This is a genomic window from Croceibacterium ferulae (assembly GCF_003660445.1).
Classification (GTDB): domain Bacteria; phylum Pseudomonadota; class Alphaproteobacteria; order Sphingomonadales; family Sphingomonadaceae; genus Croceibacterium; species Croceibacterium ferulae.
Map to the genome: position 1 here is coordinate 67,361 of NZ_QZVQ01000013.1, position 18,482 is coordinate 85,842.

Consider the following 18,482-nt stretch of genomic DNA (forward strand, 5'->3'; position numbering starts at 1 on the left):
ATTTCTTCTCAGGTAGGTAAGCGGGCCGAATTTACCGTGTTGCGCACGCTACGAGGATCAGGCGATCAACCTTGCACGAAAGCCAAGCAAAGCGCGGTGGTGAGCGCCCTTTATGAGGCGCATTGTTAACATGGGTCCGATGCTATGCAGATTGTTATCGCTACGTACACGTTTGCTCCGGAGATCGGCGGCGTGGCAACCAATGTCGGGATCCTCGCCGCAGCGTTCCACGAGGCAGGACATGATGTGACCGTTGTCACATCAGCCCCTGGCCCTATTGATGGATTTCCGTACCGTCTGATTCGACATCCAAAAGCGGCCCAGTTGTTCGAATTGTACCGTGCCGCCGACATCCTCATCCAGTCAAACCTCTCACTGGGTTTGATCTATCCCTTGGTGGTCATTCGGCGTCCGTTCGCGTTGCGCCATCACTCCGAAAGTGCATTTCATATCTCCAGAGTTCCGACATTGCGGAACGTTTTGCGGCGCTGGGTTAGAAGTCGCGCTCATCACTTTGTGACGAGTCACTATATCGGACGAAAGAGCGGCTTGCGCCAGTATACGGTCACGTCACCGTTCGCTGATCCCCATCATATTACGCCAGAGGTCGTGCGCCCCCCAGCTGAACGCGAATGCTTACTGTTCGTCGGCCGGGTCGAGCCTGAGAAGGGCATTCCGTTCCTACTCGAACATTGGCCGGTTATTCGTCGCGAGCTGGGCATCACCGAACTTCGCATTGTCGGTGATGGATCACTCGCGCAATCGGTTCAGCGGTCAATCGAAAATGGATTAGAGGGCGTGAATTTTGTTGGCGCGCTCTCACGGAACGAGACGGCAAAGGAAATGGGGAAAGCAGCGTACGTGGTTGTACCCTCTATCTGGCAGGAACCATTTGGAGCGGTTGCTCTTGAGGCGGTCGCAGCTGGCACAATTCCGATCGTCGCGGACCGCGGCGGGCTGAGTGAGGCAGCAGGGCCTCTAGGAATCATGTTCAATCCGGATGATGAAGCGTCTTTTCGTAAGGCCTTGGGCGCCGCTCGTGCCAAAAGAAATGAGCTTCTCCAATCGCGTTCGGCCTGGGAAGAGCATCTGAAGAAAGTTAGAAACCACGTGGCGCGCTTCGAGCCGGAGCGTGTCGTGGAAACAATCATCAGCGTCATGAAGCCAGATAATGGCGCAGCTCATTAGTTCCAGCTAATCGAAACCCGCAAGTCGGTTCGTACCGTTTCCTGGATCATGCAAGGTTGATAGCTGTGCTCGGTCAAAGCATCCTCAGGTAGCGCTCTGGTTCGGCGCTGTCGCCGATACGCTCGCAATTGATGAAGAGCCGCGGTGACGTCTCAACGCCCTGCCTCACCTCACAGGTTTGACCGCTTGGCGAAAGCGCAGAATGCAATCGGCTATTTCTCGCCACACTGCCCCGGATCTGTTGTGGCACGAAAGCCGAACAGATAGGAATGTTCCGGCAGGTTCGAGCGCTTGATCGCCGCGCAGTTGTCGAACATGGGCATTCTTCTTAGACTGAGCGCCCATGACCCTAGGGGGAGGAGTCTTGAAGTGTTGCGAAAAGCCCTTACCGGGACGCCCTCTCGCGATTGAACAATTCAAGCCGAGCATTCCACGAACGCGTACGACGCTCGCTCGTCGATGTTCATACATCTGCAACCTCAGGCTCGTCTAACCGCGGCCCATAGCTAAATGCGCGGCCATTGTACCGCTCGGGGTGAGGCGAAAGGCGAGTCATGCAGATTATCGTTCGTGGTAACAAACTCGATCAAACCCTTCGATTGCTGAAGAATAAGCTACAGCGGGAGGGGGTCCACCGAGAGATGGAGCTCCGTCATCACTACGAAAAACCTTCGCAGAGACCTGCGCGCGAGCAAGCAATTTCTATCAGTCGAGCTCGGAAAGCTGATCGCAGGCGTGCCGAGCGGGACAGTTAGGGTCTAACGGCAAAGGACCCGACATCCAGTAATCAGCCCATCTTCCAAGAACCCGACGCTTCGCCTCTCACTCGTTCGCAAGGTAAGAGAGACCCGTCAGTTGTGCATGCCCTTGCGGACAGAGGCCGGTGGGTTCGATAGCGCTCAAAATCCGAGGAGAGCTCAACGATGCAAATTCAAGAGGCGCTAGCGGCAGCTGCGGTCTGCTCGTCGGGGGCGGTGCTCGGAGGCAGCACGATGGTTCAGCCACGTGGCACACCTGCACCAATCGTGTGAGATGAGCAGCTCGCCTTGGTAGACGCCTGACTTAACCATGTGCCCAGCCGTTGCCGCTCAATGCCAGTTCAACTCGTATCGGCCACACTAACCCGCCTGGCGGCGGACAACTCTCGATCCTCGTCCTGCGGAGTGCGGCCCCGCTCCGAATAGGTTCCGAAGACAGAGGCGAACACCCTGGGGACGATGCTCAGACAATCTTTCCAGTACGGCAACCGGGGGTTCGCCTGTACAGGAGGGCGGCAAGCTACATGAATTGCCGTGTCACACCAAATGATGGGGATTGATCCGAGCCTGTTTGAATGATTGCAGTCTTACGAACCGCGCGGGCCGTTAATCTGGACAATTGCTCGCAAGGCCAAGCGGCTCGGGGTACCTCGTTGCCGCAGGCCAAAACCTGAGCAATGAAAAAGTGCAGACTGCCGGCATTCGCACCGCGACAAGCAATCCCTCCGTTTACGCGTCCGGCTACCATCCTACCTGAAGAATGGCAGTACGCTGGAAAACGCCGCCGCCGTGGTCAATCTCAATTCGATCAGGACCACCCAGCTCTGCGATCTCTGACCAGTGACATCACAAAAATTAAAGTGGAACGGGTGCAATCGTGAGCATAGCTTGCAGCGTCAGAACTGTCCGGCTGTGACAGGGGGACCGATTCATAGCCGCCTTCAGGATTTGCCTAACGACTGGCGCGACTAATCTCGAGTTGGCGCGGTAAGGGCCTCTTTACCAAAGGGCAGTAGTGGGTAATGATGGTGCCCCATAAGCTTTCAGAACCCGTCCCAATCTGCCGAGGACGGCGGTACCGACGCCAAACACAACTTCGGCAGATCAGAGCCACAACATGGCTGTTCGTGGTCGCCGCCCTGATCGAAGCAGCGTTAGGTGGTGCCAGTGTCGTGGCTACGCCACAGAGCCTTGCCTCTGTAGAGGCGCTGGTTACGCCAATAGCTGTTTTCACAGGTTCGATCCGAGCACGTTCGCCTCAGGAGCGGGATTACTGGTCACGCTGTGACGAAGCGCGAGTTTCTGGCAGCGCCCCGTTGTATGATGGGGAGCCTGGCTACCGCATCGAACTTGATAGAGACAGGGACGGAATTGCGTGCGAACCGTATGCAGCCATGCCTTAACAGGTTGATCTGTGAGCCGACGTTCGATAGCTGCTCTGGACGATCTGGATGGCTGCGATCGCAAGCCGTAAAGTTGAGCAATTTATGTCGAGTTACCCGTCACTCAAACGATCGTGCTGCTGGCTCGCTATTCCAGAGACCAAGACAGTACTTGGCGGCCGGATCATGCGATAGAGTAGCACGAGGAAACTTGGAGCTCGCAATCAGGATCGGGAAGCTCAGCGCTTGTAAAACAGCTTGAAGTCTTCGAACCAAGTTTTTCCTGATTTCTGGGCGCTGATAGCGCGGGCAGGCCTATAATGAAGCCTGCGCGGCTTGGGTCAGCCGGGAAGGGCAGTCGTTAAAAGTAAATCGTCGTGAAAGCGCTGCTTTCCGACCCACTTTTCGCTGAGGTATTCTCAATAACTTTGTAGGGCGGTGTAGTTCCAGTACATTTCACCCTGTTGCCCTCAACGATCGGAGTGCCTGATGTCGTGCACTGGCTGCCTACGACCGCGCTAACGGACAGGCTTCCTGTTGCAACCGCTGCGTGGGACGCTGAGGCTGCCAGCGATATTGAGGCAACTGCCAGTAGGCTCAGGAAAATGCGCAAAATCGGCCCCTCTCGAGACCGAGTAATTTCCGGAACCAGATTTGGTTCCGACGGTTAGTCCGACGGTTAGTAAGAGATCGTTACTACCGTGCTGTCTGAGTAAGAGCCGGCGGAAACCACCTGCCTGGCCGGAATTCGCGCGTAAACCGTTGCTGTCTGTCGCGAACCAAACAGTGTCAGGAGGTACAGCACCGAGTAGCCGGCGCTACCCGTTCCCCAAATGGAACTGAACCCTGGATCGGAAAACAGATTATATTGGAGCCGTCCGGTGCCTGACCGCATCTCTCGCACAGCAGTATTGCCGGACTGTCCCGCTGACACTTCAATGCGGTAGGCGAAGGCGACGCAGTCCAGCACGCCCGTACAGGTACAGGCAACATTAATCGCTCCTGTTGTCGAAGTTGGAGCGGCGTCCAGCGGATTGTAGACGCCAAATTGTGCCGGAAGCGTTGAAACATTGCATGCAACTGCACCCGCGGTTGAAGGCAGCACGCTTACAGCTACGGCGGTTGCGGCGATGATCGCCTCCTTAAGACGGGTTACAAACAGCTGGTTCATAAGACAATCTTGGAAAGCTGATCGAGCAGCTTTGGTCGCCGCCGATGTGAACCTCGGCCGAGGTCTCCTCGGCAACATCTGTAAGGTAAGCGACGCCGTCATAGCCGACCACGTCTTCCCGTCCATCTAGCCGTTGGACAATAGATCCCAGCGGCACAGGTTTGCCGTCGGCCAAGATTATAGTGACAGTAGCTGCATGCACCGTGTGCACCGGCAGGCGGACAATTGCACCGCCCGTCCCATGGGTCCGCACCACGACGGCCGCTTGCGCTGCTGTCTGTTCGAAATTAAGGCCATCATTATCGAGACCGATCCTCGTCGCAGCGTTGGTCGGGAGGTTCGGAAGGAACAAGCTGCCGTCGTTCCGGGTCCAACCAGCGGGCCTGTTCTCGAGTGTCACAGCCACGTTCGGCACCCCAGTCTGGACCATGGCGAAGCTCTGCCCCACCGCTGCGGTAAAAGCTGGCTTGCCGCCGAGCCACACAGCCGCGCCAGATGCGAAGGCCCGAACAGCCACCCCACGGTGCCCGATTTCGACGTCAGCACCTATCTGTCCTGACCTGCCACGCACGGTGGCGCCGGCCAGCATCGAGGATTGTCTGGAGGCGACCGAAACGCCTGCGCGTAGATCGGTCCCGCGATCCACCTCGCCCTGACGCGACCAGCTTGCGGAACCGAACGCGCCTTGAGGATCGTGCCCGGCCAGCATGGTAGCGGACGACCGAGGCGAAAGGACCATCATCAAGCCGACCGATGCCAGGAACTCGGACTGATTAGTACGTGAATTCACGATGTTGGTAAAAGCGGAGAAGCGCCTTCCGATTGGCCGTGACCAGCTCGCGGCGAAGATCCGCGTTGTCACATGATCGATGCCCAGCGCCGTCGCGGATAATGAAAATCCGCCAAGACGAGACGATTGCCAGGATCCCCCCGCCTGCAGCCTCCAGCCCTTCACTGACGTACCGCGGTTTGCCAAGGTATCGAAATGACCGAAGGTCTTGTGAGCCGACACGAACAGCGACATGCTCTGCGCATCACGTCTGAAGGACATGCCGGTCTGTCCGCCAGTCCCACGATTGGAATGAGAAAGGTCTCCATCGATAGATCCGATTCCGAACTCACCAAACTTTGTGGTTGCCGTGAAGCCTCCCACCTGAACCGGACCTGCGAGCGCAAGTCGCGCTTCGCCTGTTAGCCAGTTGCTCAATCCTCGGCGTACCGTTCCGGACGCGAACACTGTGCCGTACCGATCGTGACGCGTGTAGGCGTCCAAACGTAGCAGGCCCGCCTGAATTGAACTGGCGGTCAGACCCGGACGGAGCAGCTCGCGTGAGCCATAAAATGATATCTGCTGTACGCTCTCACGTCCGAGAACGTCGCGCACCAGCAGGGAGACCTGGCCTGCGCCATCGACCATCGGCACACTTGAGACGGTGAACCTTCCCGCTTCAACGTTCTGGGTCAGCCGGCGCACACCATTGACGTACAGGTCAACCGTCGATGGCACGCCATTGTCGCCAATTAGATACGGCATAGGGGCAGTCACCAGATCGGGCTGCATCGTGAAGTCGGTCGCTAGTTGAATACCGCCCGCCCGGATCGCGCCGTCGACCGAGCCGTCCGGCGCAATCAGGTCGCCTATTACCAGGCGGCGCAGCTTTTGGCGGTCTTCAAACACGTAGAAATTGTCGAGGCGTTGTACCGAAACGCCGCCCTGATCGGAACTGCGGCGTACGAACAAGCCGCTAGACAAAACGCCTACAGGACCGAACAGGCGCAATTCGCCGGTGGCGCCACCATCGCCGGTGTCATCGCCATAAAGCGAGTAGTTTAGTAGGCCGCCCCATGCCGGCGCTAGGTCTTCCGCTTGGATCTGCGTGACCCCGAGCTGGAGCGATCTCATTGAGGAGCTTGCTACCTCGATATGAACGGTCTGAGCGGCTTGATCGATCCTGTAAGTAAGACCAGGTATGCTGCTAAGAGGCACAGGTATTGCGCCAGCGATCGCATCGATACCAACGGTCCGCAGGTCGTCGCCGCTCGCCATGAGAGCGTCACCGTTACGCATGAACTCCACAACAAAACCGCTGTCGATGCCGTTTACCCAGACTTGAGCAAACATGATCGCGTCAACCTGCTGTTCTACTCTCGCGGGAGACAGTGGTGCGATCAGGGCAGGAGACGCGGCTACTGCGGTAAGCGCCGCCAGGTACCCAGGCATGATACTCCTACCGCGGCATGACCGGCACGGTCACGCGAAGTGTCGTGGCACCGTCTTGTGCTCGGATCGTCAATGTAGCTGGCGTACTATCGGCGTGGTAGCTCCACTCCCGGCCCTGACCGGCGAGCGCATAGCCTGCCAGGCCCGGGGCGATGACGGTCGACTTGTCACCGTCTTCCACGCTGAGATCGACCAGCTTGGCATGAACCGTACCCCGGTTGGCAGCACGAACCGTGACCTGTTTCGCTTCCGGATCGTAGCGCGCACCCCACTCCAGCGCCGTGGTGCGGGACACACCTTGGGCAGGCTCGACAAACACGGGAAGGATCATGCGCACCGGCAGTTGCAGCTGACCTGGTGTATTCGCGAGCGGCAGCTGGTCGACCACAAGGCGGTAGCTTCGCTCGGTAGCGCCTGGTGGCACCTTGGCAACGATGCGCACGGACTGAGCAGCCTGAGGTGCAAGCTGGAACAATGGCGGGCTAAAGCCTGCATCCGTCGCCGGGGTATACACTTCTTCCTCCCCATCCATCGCCCAGCTGTAAAGGCGCACCTGCACGGTGATCGGGTCGGCACCAGGATTGCTGACAACCGTCGAGACGCTGCGCGACATATCCGTCAGCGACAACTGAACCGGAGCAACCGACAGTCCGCCGCCTGCGGGCGGAGCCGACCCCTGTGCCACAGCGGCCGACGTCTCCGTCAGCAACAGGAGCGCTGCCGCTGACCGGAACAGGTGAAAACGGGCGAGCCTCACGACCGTAGCTTAGTAGTAAATGGTGATCGGCACCGTGTCAGAGTAAATATCGGCAGGTGCACTCTGACCAGCGGAAATCATTCCGTAAACAGCCACGGAATTTGCTACTGCACCAAGCCCCGTCTGTCCGAGCAGACGTTGTGTGGTTACACTATCCCCAAATCTCTGTGTTCCGGCATTATCCCGGAAGAGCTCATAAGAGATATACTGAGACTGACTGGTTCCCCGCATTCGACGCTGGCCGCCTGACGCATTGGTGCCATCGCCCAGTCCGACTGAAAAGGGAGTGCCCTGCGTACAGGTCACGTTGACGTTGGCGCTTACCGACGCCGCCGTGCCAACGGCCGGATCAATCGTCCCGAACACAAGATTGCCGCTCCCGACCGCACAGGTCGCCACCACGGTCGCTTGAACCGTCAGGACTCCAGTAGCCGTCGCCGCGTGGGCCTGCGTCGCTCCGATCAGTGTTCCTGAAACCGCTACTGCGCAAAGCCACTTGTGCATCGACACTCTCCTGGGGCAAATTCGTTCCCGAGGAAATTGTCATTTGAAGGTTAAGGTAAAGTTTCAAATAACCCAGCGGCTTCTCCGAAGTCTCCTTCATTGAACGCCAGCTTCAAGGAGTCTTCGACGGGCGAAAGCACGCTCCGATAATGTCCACGCCGATCGTCTGCTATCGCTTTGCGATCCGATCAGGGATCGCCTGACCGCTCTATCCCAAGTGGTGATTTTCTGTCGCGACATACGCCACGTCTGAACCTCGGGGTCTCGGCGACGACCTAATGTCGCGAGTTTCGATTAGCCGAATATGGCGGAACGGGTCAGCCGGACAGGCAAGCTATTTTCAGTCGGTCGCCGCGTTTGTTTGTGCCCACATGTGCGCAGCCGACAAGATCTACGCTGACGACATACCCGGACCTGTTAGGGGCGGGTGCCGCCAAGGCCAGGACTTGCAGGCTGTGAAGTAGTACCCGGGACAAACGGGGCTGGCCCGGTGTCGGCCCGACGGTGGTTGCCTTACTTGAACACGTTTACTCTGAGAGCGATCGCACCGGTGCCCCAGTCACTTCAGCGGCTTCCTACAGGCGGACCGTGTATCTAGGTTAAGACTAGCGTCCGATCGGCGCCGCCGATCCGACTTACCATCGAGGCCGCTCGCTGCCTGCACATCCGGCGCAAATCTTTCCACCTCTGAAAGGAAGCCGATTTCATCATTGTTCGCACGGGCGCCAGCATGAGCGACCTGACGTACGAGGCAGAGGAGCGGGAGCGCGGCCGGTCGCGGGGGACCGACCAGAGTGCGGCTAGGTCGTTACAGGGTGCAGGGACAGCATCTGCGACTGTGTGAAGGAGCATGCCGCCTCCATTTTCGGCAAGAGAGCGCTTGCTGACTTCGTCCTTTAAGCGGTAACGTGGCGGACGGTGCTAACGCATTCCTGCGACGAGGTCTAGCTCGCTCCGGACGACAAGCGCGCCGAGAACTGCCTCCGCTTCGTTGAGCTCGGCCGCAAGAACGATCCTCCGCTAGCTCGAACAGGGGCGACATTTTCGAAGCGGCAATCTACAGACACCCCAGAATCGCGCGGTTGAACCTCATCGGTACTAAAGCTAGCTGGGCGATGTGTGGATCCGCCCGAAGGATAGGCATACAGTGAAACGCATAGACGAAGGAACGCGATAGGCTTGATCCAGGTGCACAGTACATTTGAGACATAAAGAAGGCACACTAACTCGCTTAGGTTGCTACCTCGAGCATGGCAGCCGTTCTTCTCCGCCTTTGCTCGAGCGCCCACGTAGCGCCTGCAATCAGTCCCGCTGGCACGAGGTTTAGCTGAGAGACGAGCGGGTAAGCCGTCCGTTGATGGGTTTGAAGCGGAAGAACCGTGGCACCTCGGTGGCAACCAGACTCCAGGCCGCCGCACCGAGTGCCACGAGGCCAAGAGATAGTCGTCCTGCTCGCCTCATGGTGTCCAGCTTGCCTTCTGAGCCGATGCGTCATTGCAAACCGGGCATGGTCCTTCGGCAGCAACCTTCACCTGAGTTCTACCACCAACCGTTCATCGCGGCCTCGTTTCCATTCGTCGCTCTAAAGCGCCCTCGTGCCGCAGGTGCCTTGCTTTCTTGCCGCACTTTGTTTGTCAACGAGACGGACGTGACTGCGGATTTGGAGACACCGGCTCGCAAGAGATGCCGCATGCGCGATAAGCATTGCAGTCTTACGATGAGCCCTTCTACTTGGGTCGACCGTGCCATGATGCGAGGATCTGTCAAACATGCCGTCACCTTTTGAGACGCCCGCAAAGCTTCTGCGGGAGCGAGAAAGGCAGGAAGACTCCGCTCTCAGGTCGAGTTCTCAACCACCATTAGCTTCAGTTATCATTCCTACTTACCGGGATTGGACTCGCTGCTTTGAGTGCCTTGATGCTCTACGCGAGCAAACTTTGGACGCCGCTGTCTTCGAGATTATCGTCGTGAATAACGATCCGGCTGACCTCTGCCCTGACACTGGAAGGCTGGCCCAGAATGTCACGATCATCGACGAGGAAGCGCCCGGGTCCTATGCGGCGCGTAATGCTGGTGTCGCGGCAAGTTCCGGAACTTTGCTAGCCTTTACCGACAGTGATTGTCGACCTCGCCCTAAATGGCTGGAGGCGGCCGTTGAAACTATAAGAGCTCATAACGGCTCTGTCCGAGTGACTGGACCGATCGAGATCTTCCGAACCAGCGACTGTGGCGAACTCGCCTACCTTTATGATCGCAAGTTCGCGTTCAACCAGTCTTCCGCAACACGCTTTGAACACGCAGTCACGGCTAACCTTGTTGTCTCTCGCGCTATTTTCGAATCGGTTGGCTTATTCAACGCAAGCATGATGTCAGGCGGCGATTTCGAGTGGGATGCTCGTGCGGCGAAGCTAGGCATTTCACTGGTATTCAACAAAGAAGCCGTGGTCCGCCACCCGTCTCGACGGAGTGTGGCTGAGCTTTCGACGAAGGCTAGAAGGGTGGCAGGCGGAAGTGTGGCGCTCGGAAATGTCGGAGTAGTCCAGATGATCTGGTCTCGACTGAAGCCGCCAGTCAATAAATTCCGGGCTTTAGATCGGCATGACATGACGAGCACTGAGACGACGAAGCTTTTTTTATTGGTATGGTGGCTCAGGATTGTCGCGGCGAGAGAGTTTGTTGCGATTAAGCTTAATCTAAAAGAACCGGAGCGCATCTAACGAAATGCTTTTGCTCGGAGCCGTAAGGCTCAGGGGCTTAGCTCTTCGATTGACCCCTGTACGCGAATTCAGCCGGCCCCTCACCAATAAGTCGAAGTGATGTCTGGAAGCAGCAAGTTTGCAAGCGGATGGCTGGATAGGCCCGCGTCGACCTGCACAACTGACAACGTCCGACCGGATTACAGTAGTTGAAAGTGGTCGATTGTCCGTGTCACTACCGCGACATCTTGGCCTGTCGGCTTCAAGGGAGAACTTTTCTTCCGGGGCTTTTGTCGATGTATGCGCCGGCGCGGCCCAATCCGGTTCTTAGCTCGCGCATAGGTGCGAAGCCTCCGCATCAGCGGGCTTCTCTCTACTCTGATCATCGGCGCGTGAAACCGTCGTGGTTTGCAAAAGCTTACACCGCATAGCTTCCTTGCCCGGAGGTGCGGCTAACCTCGGTTGGCAGCCATGCCGCCGCGGGAGAAATGACGGCAATCCTCACGGTCGCTGCTTGATCTCTCGCTGCTCCAAATTGTGACGCTTTTGAGCGACCGGGAGGTTGGCTCGGTGCCAGATTGACCTGTCCGAGAATTTGCTGCAACTGCGAACTATCTACGTTGATACTGAGGTATATATGCGCATCACAATGATTGGATCTGGATACGTTGGACTGGTATCTGGCGCGTGCTTTTCAGACTTTGGACACGAGGTGGTGTGCGTTGACAAGGATGCTCGGAAGATCGAGCTGTTGCACGACAATGTGATGCCCATTTTTGAGCCGGGCTTGGCGGAGCTGGTAAGCAGCAACGTCCGCGCCGGTCGCCTCTCGTTCACTACTGACGTCTCCGCCGCTGTGCGCGACGCTGACGCTATCTTCATCGCTGTCGGTACACCGTCCCGGCGTGGTGACGGTCATGCCGATCTCTCGTATGTCTTTGCCGCTGCAGCAGAGATCGCTGAATACGTCACCAAACCATGCGTTGTTGTAACGAAATCGACAGTGCCGGTCGGTACGGGCGATGAAGTTGAACGCATAATCGCGGGCGTAGCGCCAAACTCTGGCATCAAGGTTGTCTCGAATCCCGAGTTCTTGCGCGAAGGCGCAGCCATCGACGATTTTAAGCGGCCCGATCGTGTAGTCGTCGGTACTGATGACGAGAGCGCCCGGCAGGTCATGCGTGAGATTTACCGCCCATTGTCGCTCAACCAGGCTGCACCAATACTTTTCACGGGTCGTCGCACCGCTGAGCTAATCAAGTACGCGGCAAATGCTTTCCTCGCGGTCAAAATCACCTTTATCAATGAGATCGCTGATCTTTGTGAGCAGGTGGGTGCTGATGTACAAGAAGTGTCGCGCGGAATCGGGACCGACAATCGGATTGGCCCAAAGTTTCTTCACGCTGGCCCAGGCTATGGTGGATCGTGCTTCCCGAAAGACACGTTGGCTCTGCTCAAGACCGCAGACGATAATGACACGCCACTCCGCATTGTCGAAGCCACTGTTCAAGTGAATGACAGCCGCAAGCGTGCGATGGGCCGCAAGGTCATTCGTGCAGCAGGCGGTGACGTGCGCGGAAAAACCGTGGCCCTACTCGGGCTGACGTTCAAGCCGAACACTGATGATATGCGTGATGCACCGAGTCTTGCTATAGTCCAGGCCTTGCAGGACGGCGGTGCGAAGGTTCGAGCTTACGATCCTGAAGGCGTGGAGCAGGCAAAGCCGCTGCTCAAAGATGTCGAGTTCTGCTCAAGCCCCTATGTCGCTGCTGAGAGCGCCGATGTTCTAGTTATCGTAACTGAGTGGGACGAATTTAGGGCGCTTGATCTAGAGCGTATGTCTAACATCTTGAACAAGCCTGTCCTGGTGGACTTACGGAACATATACCCGGTTGAAGAGGTCCGTCGTGCCGGCTTCGAGGCTCACGGCGTCGGACGCGCGGGATAAGCTAAAGCGGGATGCCGGTGGGGTTTGGGGCCCTGCCGGCACAGCCCAGTGGTTCTGATGTAATTTGACTAGAGTGAATGCGAAAGGAATCCTGAAGTGAGTGACGCACCGATCTTAGTCACAGGAGCCGCGGGCTTCGTCGGACATGCGACAGCTCACCGGCTTTTGGGTCGCGGTCAGCGCGTCGTGGCCGTCGATGTTCTCAACGACTATTATGATCCTAGCTTAAAGCAGGCGCGCTTAAGAACCTTCGACGGGATGAACTCTTTTGAGTTTGTTCAAGGCGACGTGGCCGACGTCGAGCTCATGTCAACCCTTATAGCTAAGCACAAGATCACAAAGGTTGTCCATCTAGCCGCGCAGGCCGGCGTACGATACAGCCTCGATAATCCATTTGCCTATCAACATTCCAATCTGGCAGGTCACCTATCAGTCATGGAGGCCTGCCGCCACGCTCCTGGTTTCGAGCACCTCGTCTATGCTTCTTCGAGCTCTGTATACGGCAACAAGCCAATTGGGGACGAGGGCTTCACTGAAGATGAGCCTGCTGCATCTCCCGTCTCCCTTTATGCTGCAACTAAGCGTAGCTGCGAGCTGATGAGCCAGTCCTATACAAGTCTTTATGGTTTCCCTCAAACCGGATTAAGGTTCTTCACTGTCTATGGCCCCTGGGGGAGACCGGACATGGCTTACTTCAGCTTTACAGAAAAGATCCTACGCGGCGAGCCGATCGAAGTTTACGGCAACGGTCGGATGGCACGTGATTTTACCTTCATTGACGACATTGTTGATGGTGTTGTTGGTGCGCTGGACCACCCTCCAGCGCGTGGAGATCACCGCATCCTCAATATAGGCGACAGCCATCCGGTTGGCCTTCTCGAGATGATCGAGGCCCTCGAAGCAGCCATCGGTCGCAAGGCACAAAAAATAATGCGTCCCATGCAAGCAGGGGATGTGACATCAACGTTCGCGGACGTGAGCAAGCTTCAGGAACTGACGGGCTACAAGCCGAAGGTTATGCTTGGTGAGGGCCTCCAACGGTTTGCCGACTGGTACTTGGACTACTACAGGCCTAAGAACGACTAAAGCATCCATGAAGCTGCAGATACCGAGTGAGAAGCCGTAATCCTAGGTATTCTGCAGTTTTCCATCGTCAATTTCATGTTCCTGGTCTGACGATTGGACTAGGGCCTAGTCTGTTAGCAAACATGCCAGCGGGCAGGGGCCGCCCTACCGTCGAAACGCTCACGTGAGCGACCGTTGCTGAGACTCCTGAATTGCGGCCGTCTTCGAGTTATTCGGCCTCTTAAGCGTGTTTGAAGTTTCTCGCGCAGGACCGATCTTTGACAGTGCGGATATGCGAAGCGAGCTGATGATGGATCCCATTAACGCTGCCCGGCAACTAGGATGGGACCGAACCACCCGATCCGATCACAAGTATGCTAGCTAGCAGGAACTATTCCTACGCATCTCTGGCAAGTATGCGCATAACGGCGGGTTAACAACAACCAGCTACTGCAAGCTCTCCCATGATCGTCGCCACACGTCGACTGGGCGAGGGCCGCTCCTTGCTTGAGCGGCCCTCATCCACTTTTAGCCTTTCTGAGCCTAGCCGCGCCCGATGAGGCCTTGGTACGGCGTGCACGTGATGATGAGGCCTTGGTACGGCGTGCACGTGATTAAGTGCGCTCGCGACACAGCTATTTGTGGTCATCATCGAGGTGTGTCAGGGCTCGAACCCGAGTGCGCGGACAAGAGAGCATGTAAGTTGAATGGCCGCTGTTACCCGATAGAAGCCCCCGAACGATCCATAATGCCGCCCCTGAGTGGCGGAGATTAAGTCTTATTGTCGAGCATCAACGCCAATTACCACTGACAACCGCATCAACCCGAACAAATCCTGCTTGGATCGATATCGTCACGCGTATGGGGATGCCTAGGCACGCCAGCTTGAACAACAAATCGAGCAGACGGTAGCTACCAGGCCAGCGAAAGATCGTTTCGAGATACGATGCCCTAAAACTCGCGAGCGTTGTTGCGCTTTCGCCAATCGAGTACGATGACGTGCTCGCGCCTTGCACTATACTTCATGCTGTACCGTGCGCCTGCAATGCGCTTGCTTGATTGGCAAAGATGCTGAGTCCCACGATGTGCCGTTAAGCTCAGCTAAGAGATCCAGTGAGCGCAGTTTGTCAGCACATCTGAGTTCCCTGAATGATGTGTCCCCGCAGGAGCGGGGGAACTTCAAAGCATACGACTTGGCATGCATCGGTCCATCCCCGCGGGCGCGGGGGAAGCCTGTGTGTGCTCCAGTAAGGATTTCATCGCAGGGTCCATCCCCGAGTTCGGGGCCCGAGGATCATAGCAGCGAAGTGACCAAACGCAACCCGTAGGCCATACCAAGCAGGAAGGCCTGGATCTCCGTGACGTTGCTCGTTCGGCAGTTCGATACCAGCGTGCTCAAAGCGCGCGGAACTCGTCGAGAGACAAAGCTGCATAACGCGTACGATCACCTCTACGCACTTCGCTGACGTCTGCCAAATCATAATCCTGAAGCAGCTTTAGAAGCTGTCGTTCCAAAGATGCACTTACCAAGAAGATCACATATGCAGGCGAACGATTACGTAGATCCCTGAATCTCACGACGGCATCATGGATCATAGGCCACCCGGCCTTCTGCGCGTCCACGATTAGTGTTCTTGACATCGACACCTCATACAGTTTGCGCCAGCGTCACTTTGTAGGATCGACGCCCCTTCTTGTCGACAGCTTACGTCTAGACGAAAGGTTAGGTGCACAACGCTTCCTACCACGGCATTCCCCGGGTCGACGACCGGCGGATCGTCAGCGGCATCATCTTCGTGATCCGCAACGGGCTGCGCTGGCGAGATGCGCCGACCGGCTACGGGCGACACAAGACGATCTACAAGCGGTTCATCCGCTGGAGCCGGCTCGGCGTATTCAACAAGATCTTCGCCGCGCTCGCCGGCAAAGGCGGCAGGCCCGATCAGCTGATGATTGATGCGACCCACCTGAAGGCACACCGCACCGCTGCCAGCCTGCTCAAAAAGGGGCTGTTCCCCGCCGTATCGGACGCACCAAGGGCGGCCTGAACTCCAAGCTTCATGCCGTCTGCGACGGCAAAGGACGTCCGCTGGTTGTGGCGCTCAGCGAAGGGCAGATGAGCGACTACAAAGGCGCTGCCCTGATGCTTGATGCGCTGCCCAGGGCCAAAACCCTGCTTGGCGACCGAGGCTATGACGCTGACTGGTTCCGCGCTGCTTTGGCTGACCGCAAGATCGCTGCGTGCATCCCCTCCAGGGCAAACCGGCGGGTGCCCATACCGCACGACGCGGTGCTGTACCGCCAGCGCCACAAGATCGAGATCATGTTCGGTCGCCTCAAGGACTGGCGCCGCATCTACACCCGCTACGACCGATGCGCCCACACCTTCTTCTCGGCCATCTGCCTCGCCGCCACCGTCATCTTTTGGCTGTGATCAATGAGTCCTGAGCCTAGGCTCAGAACCCATCAACATGCTTGCGAGAGCGACGTTCAGTCGAATCGCGAGATCGCTGCCTGCGTCTCGTCCAGAGCGAACCTGCGCGTGTGCATCCCGCATGACGCAGTGCTATGCCGCCAACGTCACAAGATCGAGATCATGTTTGGCCGCCTCAAGGACTGGCATCGTATCCACACCCGCTATGACCGCTGCGCCCACACGTTCTTCTCGGCCATCTGCATCGCCAACGTCATTTTCTGGCTGTGATCAATTAGTCGTGAGCTTGAGATCACGAAGGGGACGCGATGCTATCCGCCCTTCCGCCGAGGCGCAAACTAAGGCCAGCCTTCGCCTCAAGAACGCACGCGGGCCGCAATTAGCGAGGACGCAGCGCGGCGCATGCAAGGTGGATAATGGCTGTGCTGATCTGCGGCATTCAGCGTGTGCTGGACGCGGGCGGCCGCTGGTGCGGCTGCTCATCCGTATCTGCTTGGTGACAAGGGCTACGATGCCGATCGGCCTTGTCGATCGCCGCGGGCAGCTGGCGCCACCCCGCTTATTGAGACCGCCACAGCCGCAAGCGCGTAATCCGTTATAACCAGCAGCGTCACCGCAGGTCACACCTCACGAAGATTGACTCCTACCGCCGCCTGCATCTTCAGCGCGTCGCCACCCGCTACGAAAGGCTCGCCTTCAAATTCCTCTCGGGCAAGGCTCTTGCCCCCCGCGATCACGTTATGGCTGCGATGAGATTCCGCCGCTGAGCGTTGCTCGGCCAAGAGCGACAATAGCGCTTCACCCAGCGAGGGGTCGACGTCGTGAATTTATGGCTCTGACGCTCAGTGAAAGCCACGGCTCGCAGCTTTAGGGCATGTTCATGAAGTTTCTACATCCTTCTGGTGTGATGCAATGAGCAGAGTCGGATTGATGAGTGCATTTGACGAGACAAGGGTAGTATCAAACGATCCACCGAAGGCGGAGCTCTCCCTTTTTAAGGAAGGAGCGGAAATCCTCAAAGGCTTACTCTCGCGTTCAAAGAGCGCAGCTTGGAAGAGCCACTACTCTCGTTTCAAGAACGATCCTTATTACATGCTGCGGTACTATGCCATTAATCTTGCTCTGCTTACTATCGGCATAGTTCTTCTAGACTTTTTTACGGGCAGTCTCACCGCGATGAACCACAGGATGCTGTGGCTTGTTGGACTGGTACTATTTGTCTTGCCAAACTACTCACTTATATTTTTGTCTGGTATATATTATTTTGTGTTGTACCTGACGACGGGAGGAGTGGTCCTAACCTTTTCCAACGTAGCCCTTATTCCAGCGGGCGTTCTTACGGGAACTATCTCTGCCGCAATCATGCATAATGCTGCTCATGATAACTTCCAGTCGGCTCTACTGAATAGGATCCTGGGTGAGGTATGCGGGCTATTTCAGCTCAGCGGCTATGTGGGGTGGACGGTGTCCCACCACATACATCATGCCGCGCCCGATAATCCCCAGAAGGACGCGCATGCGCCGGGAGACATGCGGTTTGGTGAGTATGTGAACGCTATGGGTATGCTGATGAAGAGGTCTATGACCGAGACCTACTTCAAAGCCTTTGGTTACGGTCGACACATCAAGGTAACTTGGGCCTCAATCAGCGCCACTCTTCCGCTTGTGCGTTACGCTCGCGTACTTTTTACACTCGCCCTAGTCGGACCGACGGGGTTCGTCTTTTTTTATGTACCGTTTAAAATCGCAAACACAATGATCTATGGCGACTTCAATTACCGCACACACAGGCCGAACGGCCGCGGGGGATATGAGGTTCTGAATCTCAATCATAACATCTGGTTCAAACTTCTGAATGCTATCTCGATTGGATCCTATTACCACAAGAACCATCACCGCTGCCCGAAGGCATTTAATCCACGTCATGTCATCGATGACGGACGTCCATTTGTTACGTACCATCGCTGACACATGATCGTAGCCTAACACTGCTGTTATCTAACGAGAGCGGTAAAAGTGTGCACGATGTTACTATCGCTCCCCGCGTGTAGGCTCGGGGTCGGCAGAACTGAAAGCGGTCGCCTTAGCGTGGCGGAGCCGACACGACGGCTCACGTCCAGCTAAATTGCGCACGATCAGGACAACATTAGAGGCCAGATGTGCAATTCACCCTATCAATGTCGCCTATGCACTGGCTTGCGAGAGTAGGGTAAATGCGCGAGCGCTTTGGAACATGATCACTTGCGCTTGGCTGAACCGAGCTGGCGCTTGAGGCTTGGGTCCTCACCTGCCGACCAGACGCTCCGCAATCTGGCGCACTTCGGCACCCATGTCGGGGCGTTCCAGCGCCAGGGCCAG

General features: G+C 57.0%; 13 protein-coding genes and 1 pseudogene. 9 read left to right on the forward strand and 5 right to left on the reverse strand.

From position 1 onward, the window contains the following. Positions 1-144 precede the first annotated feature (144 nt). The 3 genes from D5S08_RS14470 (at position 145) to D5S08_RS14480 (ending at position 3,349) form a co-directional block, all read left to right on the forward strand. Positions 145-1,188 carry a glycosyltransferase family 4 protein gene (locus D5S08_RS14470; protein WP_121119825.1) on the forward strand — a complete coding sequence of 348 codons (1,044 nt, stop codon included), beginning with the start codon at positions 145-147 and terminating at the stop codon, positions 1,186-1,188. A gap of 554 nt (positions 1,189-1,742) precedes the next feature. Then, the gene (rpsU, locus tag D5S08_RS14475) at positions 1,743-1,943 is read left to right on the forward strand and encodes a 30S ribosomal protein S21 (protein WP_121119827.1); all 201 of its coding nucleotides are present in this window, start codon (positions 1,743-1,745) and stop codon (positions 1,941-1,943) included. A gap of 1,028 nt (positions 1,944-2,971) precedes the next feature. After that, positions 2,972-3,349, forward strand: a complete 378-nt coding sequence (locus D5S08_RS14480; RefSeq protein ID WP_241557431.1) for an excalibur calcium-binding domain-containing protein — start codon at positions 2,972-2,974, stop codon at positions 3,347-3,349. A 658-nt stretch (positions 3,350-4,007) separates the two neighbouring features. On the opposite strand, the gene D5S08_RS14485 is transcribed toward D5S08_RS14480, so the two are convergent. From D5S08_RS14485 to D5S08_RS14500, 4 genes are read right to left on the reverse strand one after another with little or no spacing between them, the layout of a single operon-like run. Further along, positions 4,008-4,499, reverse strand: coding sequence for a Csu type fimbrial protein (locus D5S08_RS14485; RefSeq protein WP_162301991.1), 492 nt, complete (start codon positions 4,497-4,499; stop codon positions 4,008-4,010). Continuing rightward, complete coding sequence (locus tag D5S08_RS14490; RefSeq protein WP_121119833.1) at positions 4,471-6,720, reverse strand: fimbria/pilus outer membrane usher protein; 2,250 nt, start codon at positions 6,718-6,720, stop codon at positions 4,471-4,473. The genes D5S08_RS14485 and D5S08_RS14490 overlap by 29 nt, the downstream gene beginning before the upstream one ends. Positions 6,721-6,727: 7 nt before the next feature. Further along, positions 6,728-7,477, reverse strand: a complete 750-nt coding sequence (locus D5S08_RS14495) for a fimbria/pilus periplasmic chaperone (RefSeq protein ID WP_121119835.1) — start codon at positions 7,475-7,477, stop codon at positions 6,728-6,730. 9 nt (positions 7,478-7,486) lie between these two features. Continuing rightward, complete coding sequence (locus D5S08_RS14500; RefSeq protein ID WP_121119837.1) at positions 7,487-7,981, reverse strand: Csu type fimbrial protein; 495 nt, start codon at positions 7,979-7,981, stop codon at positions 7,487-7,489. 1,769 nt (positions 7,982-9,750) lie between these two features. Here D5S08_RS14500 and D5S08_RS14505 point away from each other — a divergent pair. The 5 genes and pseudogenes from D5S08_RS14505 to D5S08_RS14525 form a co-directional block, all read left to right on the forward strand. Continuing rightward, positions 9,751-10,698, forward strand: a complete 948-nt coding sequence (locus D5S08_RS14505; RefSeq protein ID WP_121119839.1) for a glycosyltransferase family 2 protein — start codon at positions 9,751-9,753, stop codon at positions 10,696-10,698. A 616-nt stretch (positions 10,699-11,314) separates the two neighbouring features. Then, positions 11,315-12,625 (forward strand): UDP-glucose dehydrogenase family protein, encoded by a 1,311-nt coding sequence (locus tag D5S08_RS14510; protein ID WP_121119848.1) that lies wholly within the window; start codon positions 11,315-11,317, stop codon positions 12,623-12,625. Between the two features lie 96 nt (positions 12,626-12,721). Then, on the forward strand, positions 12,722-13,711 hold the full coding sequence (locus D5S08_RS14515; protein WP_121119841.1) for an NAD-dependent epimerase/dehydratase family protein: 990 nt from the start codon (positions 12,722-12,724) through the stop codon (positions 13,709-13,711). A gap of 1,706 nt (positions 13,712-15,417) precedes the next feature. Beyond that, a protein-coding gene (locus D5S08_RS17190; protein ID WP_421757474.1) for an IS5 family transposase occupies positions 15,418-16,124 on the forward strand; the annotation gives its coding sequence in 2 pieces (ribosomal slippage) (positions 15,418-15,703 and positions 15,703-16,124; 708 coding nt in all). 93 nt (positions 16,125-16,217) lie between these two features. Continuing rightward, a pseudogene (locus D5S08_RS14525) lies at positions 16,218-16,394 on the forward strand (transposase); the annotation flags it as partial. A gap of 350 nt (positions 16,395-16,744) precedes the next feature. Here D5S08_RS14525 and D5S08_RS16755 read toward each other — a convergent pair. Then, positions 16,745-16,906: a hypothetical protein gene (locus tag D5S08_RS16755; RefSeq protein ID WP_155522982.1), complete on the reverse strand. Its 162-nt coding sequence runs from the start codon at positions 16,904-16,906 to the stop codon at positions 16,745-16,747. Between the two features lie 148 nt (positions 16,907-17,054). Between D5S08_RS16755 and D5S08_RS14530 the strand changes: the two genes are divergently transcribed. After that, positions 17,055-18,092 (forward strand): fatty acid desaturase, encoded by a 1,038-nt coding sequence (locus D5S08_RS14530; protein WP_162301992.1) that lies wholly within the window; start codon positions 17,055-17,057, stop codon positions 18,090-18,092. Positions 18,093-18,482 lie beyond the last annotated feature (390 nt).

What these genes read in the sequence shown, in the direction of transcription:
- D5S08_RS14470 (WP_121119825.1), top strand. Translation starts at nt 145, where the DNA reads ATGCAGATTGTTATCGCTACGTACACGTTTGCTCCGGAGATCGGCGGC.
- D5S08_RS14505 (WP_121119839.1), top strand. Translation starts at nt 9,751, where the DNA reads ATGCCGTCACCTTTTGAGACGCCCGCAAAGCTTCTGCGGGAGCGAGAA.
- D5S08_RS14510 (WP_121119848.1), top strand. Translation starts at nt 11,315, where the DNA reads ATGCGCATCACAATGATTGGATCTGGATACGTTGGACTGGTATCTGGC.
- D5S08_RS14530 (WP_162301992.1), top strand. Translation starts at nt 17,055, where the DNA reads ATGAGTGCATTTGACGAGACAAGGGTAGTATCAAACGATCCACCGAAG.
- D5S08_RS14480 (WP_241557431.1), top strand. Translation starts at nt 2,972, where the DNA reads ATGGTGCCCCATAAGCTTTCAGAACCCGTCCCAATCTGCCGAGGACGG.
- D5S08_RS14485 (WP_162301991.1), bottom strand. Translation starts at nt 4,499, where the DNA reads ATGAACCAGCTGTTTGTAACCCGTCTTAAGGAGGCGATCATCGCCGCA.
- rpsU (WP_121119827.1), top strand. Translation starts at nt 1,743, where the DNA reads ATGCAGATTATCGTTCGTGGTAACAAACTCGATCAAACCCTTCGATTG.
- D5S08_RS14490 (WP_121119833.1), bottom strand. Translation starts at nt 6,720, where the DNA reads ATGCCTGGGTACCTGGCGGCGCTTACCGCAGTAGCCGCGTCTCCTGCC.
- D5S08_RS14500 (WP_121119837.1), bottom strand. Translation starts at nt 7,981, where the DNA reads ATGCACAAGTGGCTTTGCGCAGTAGCGGTTTCAGGAACACTGATCGGA.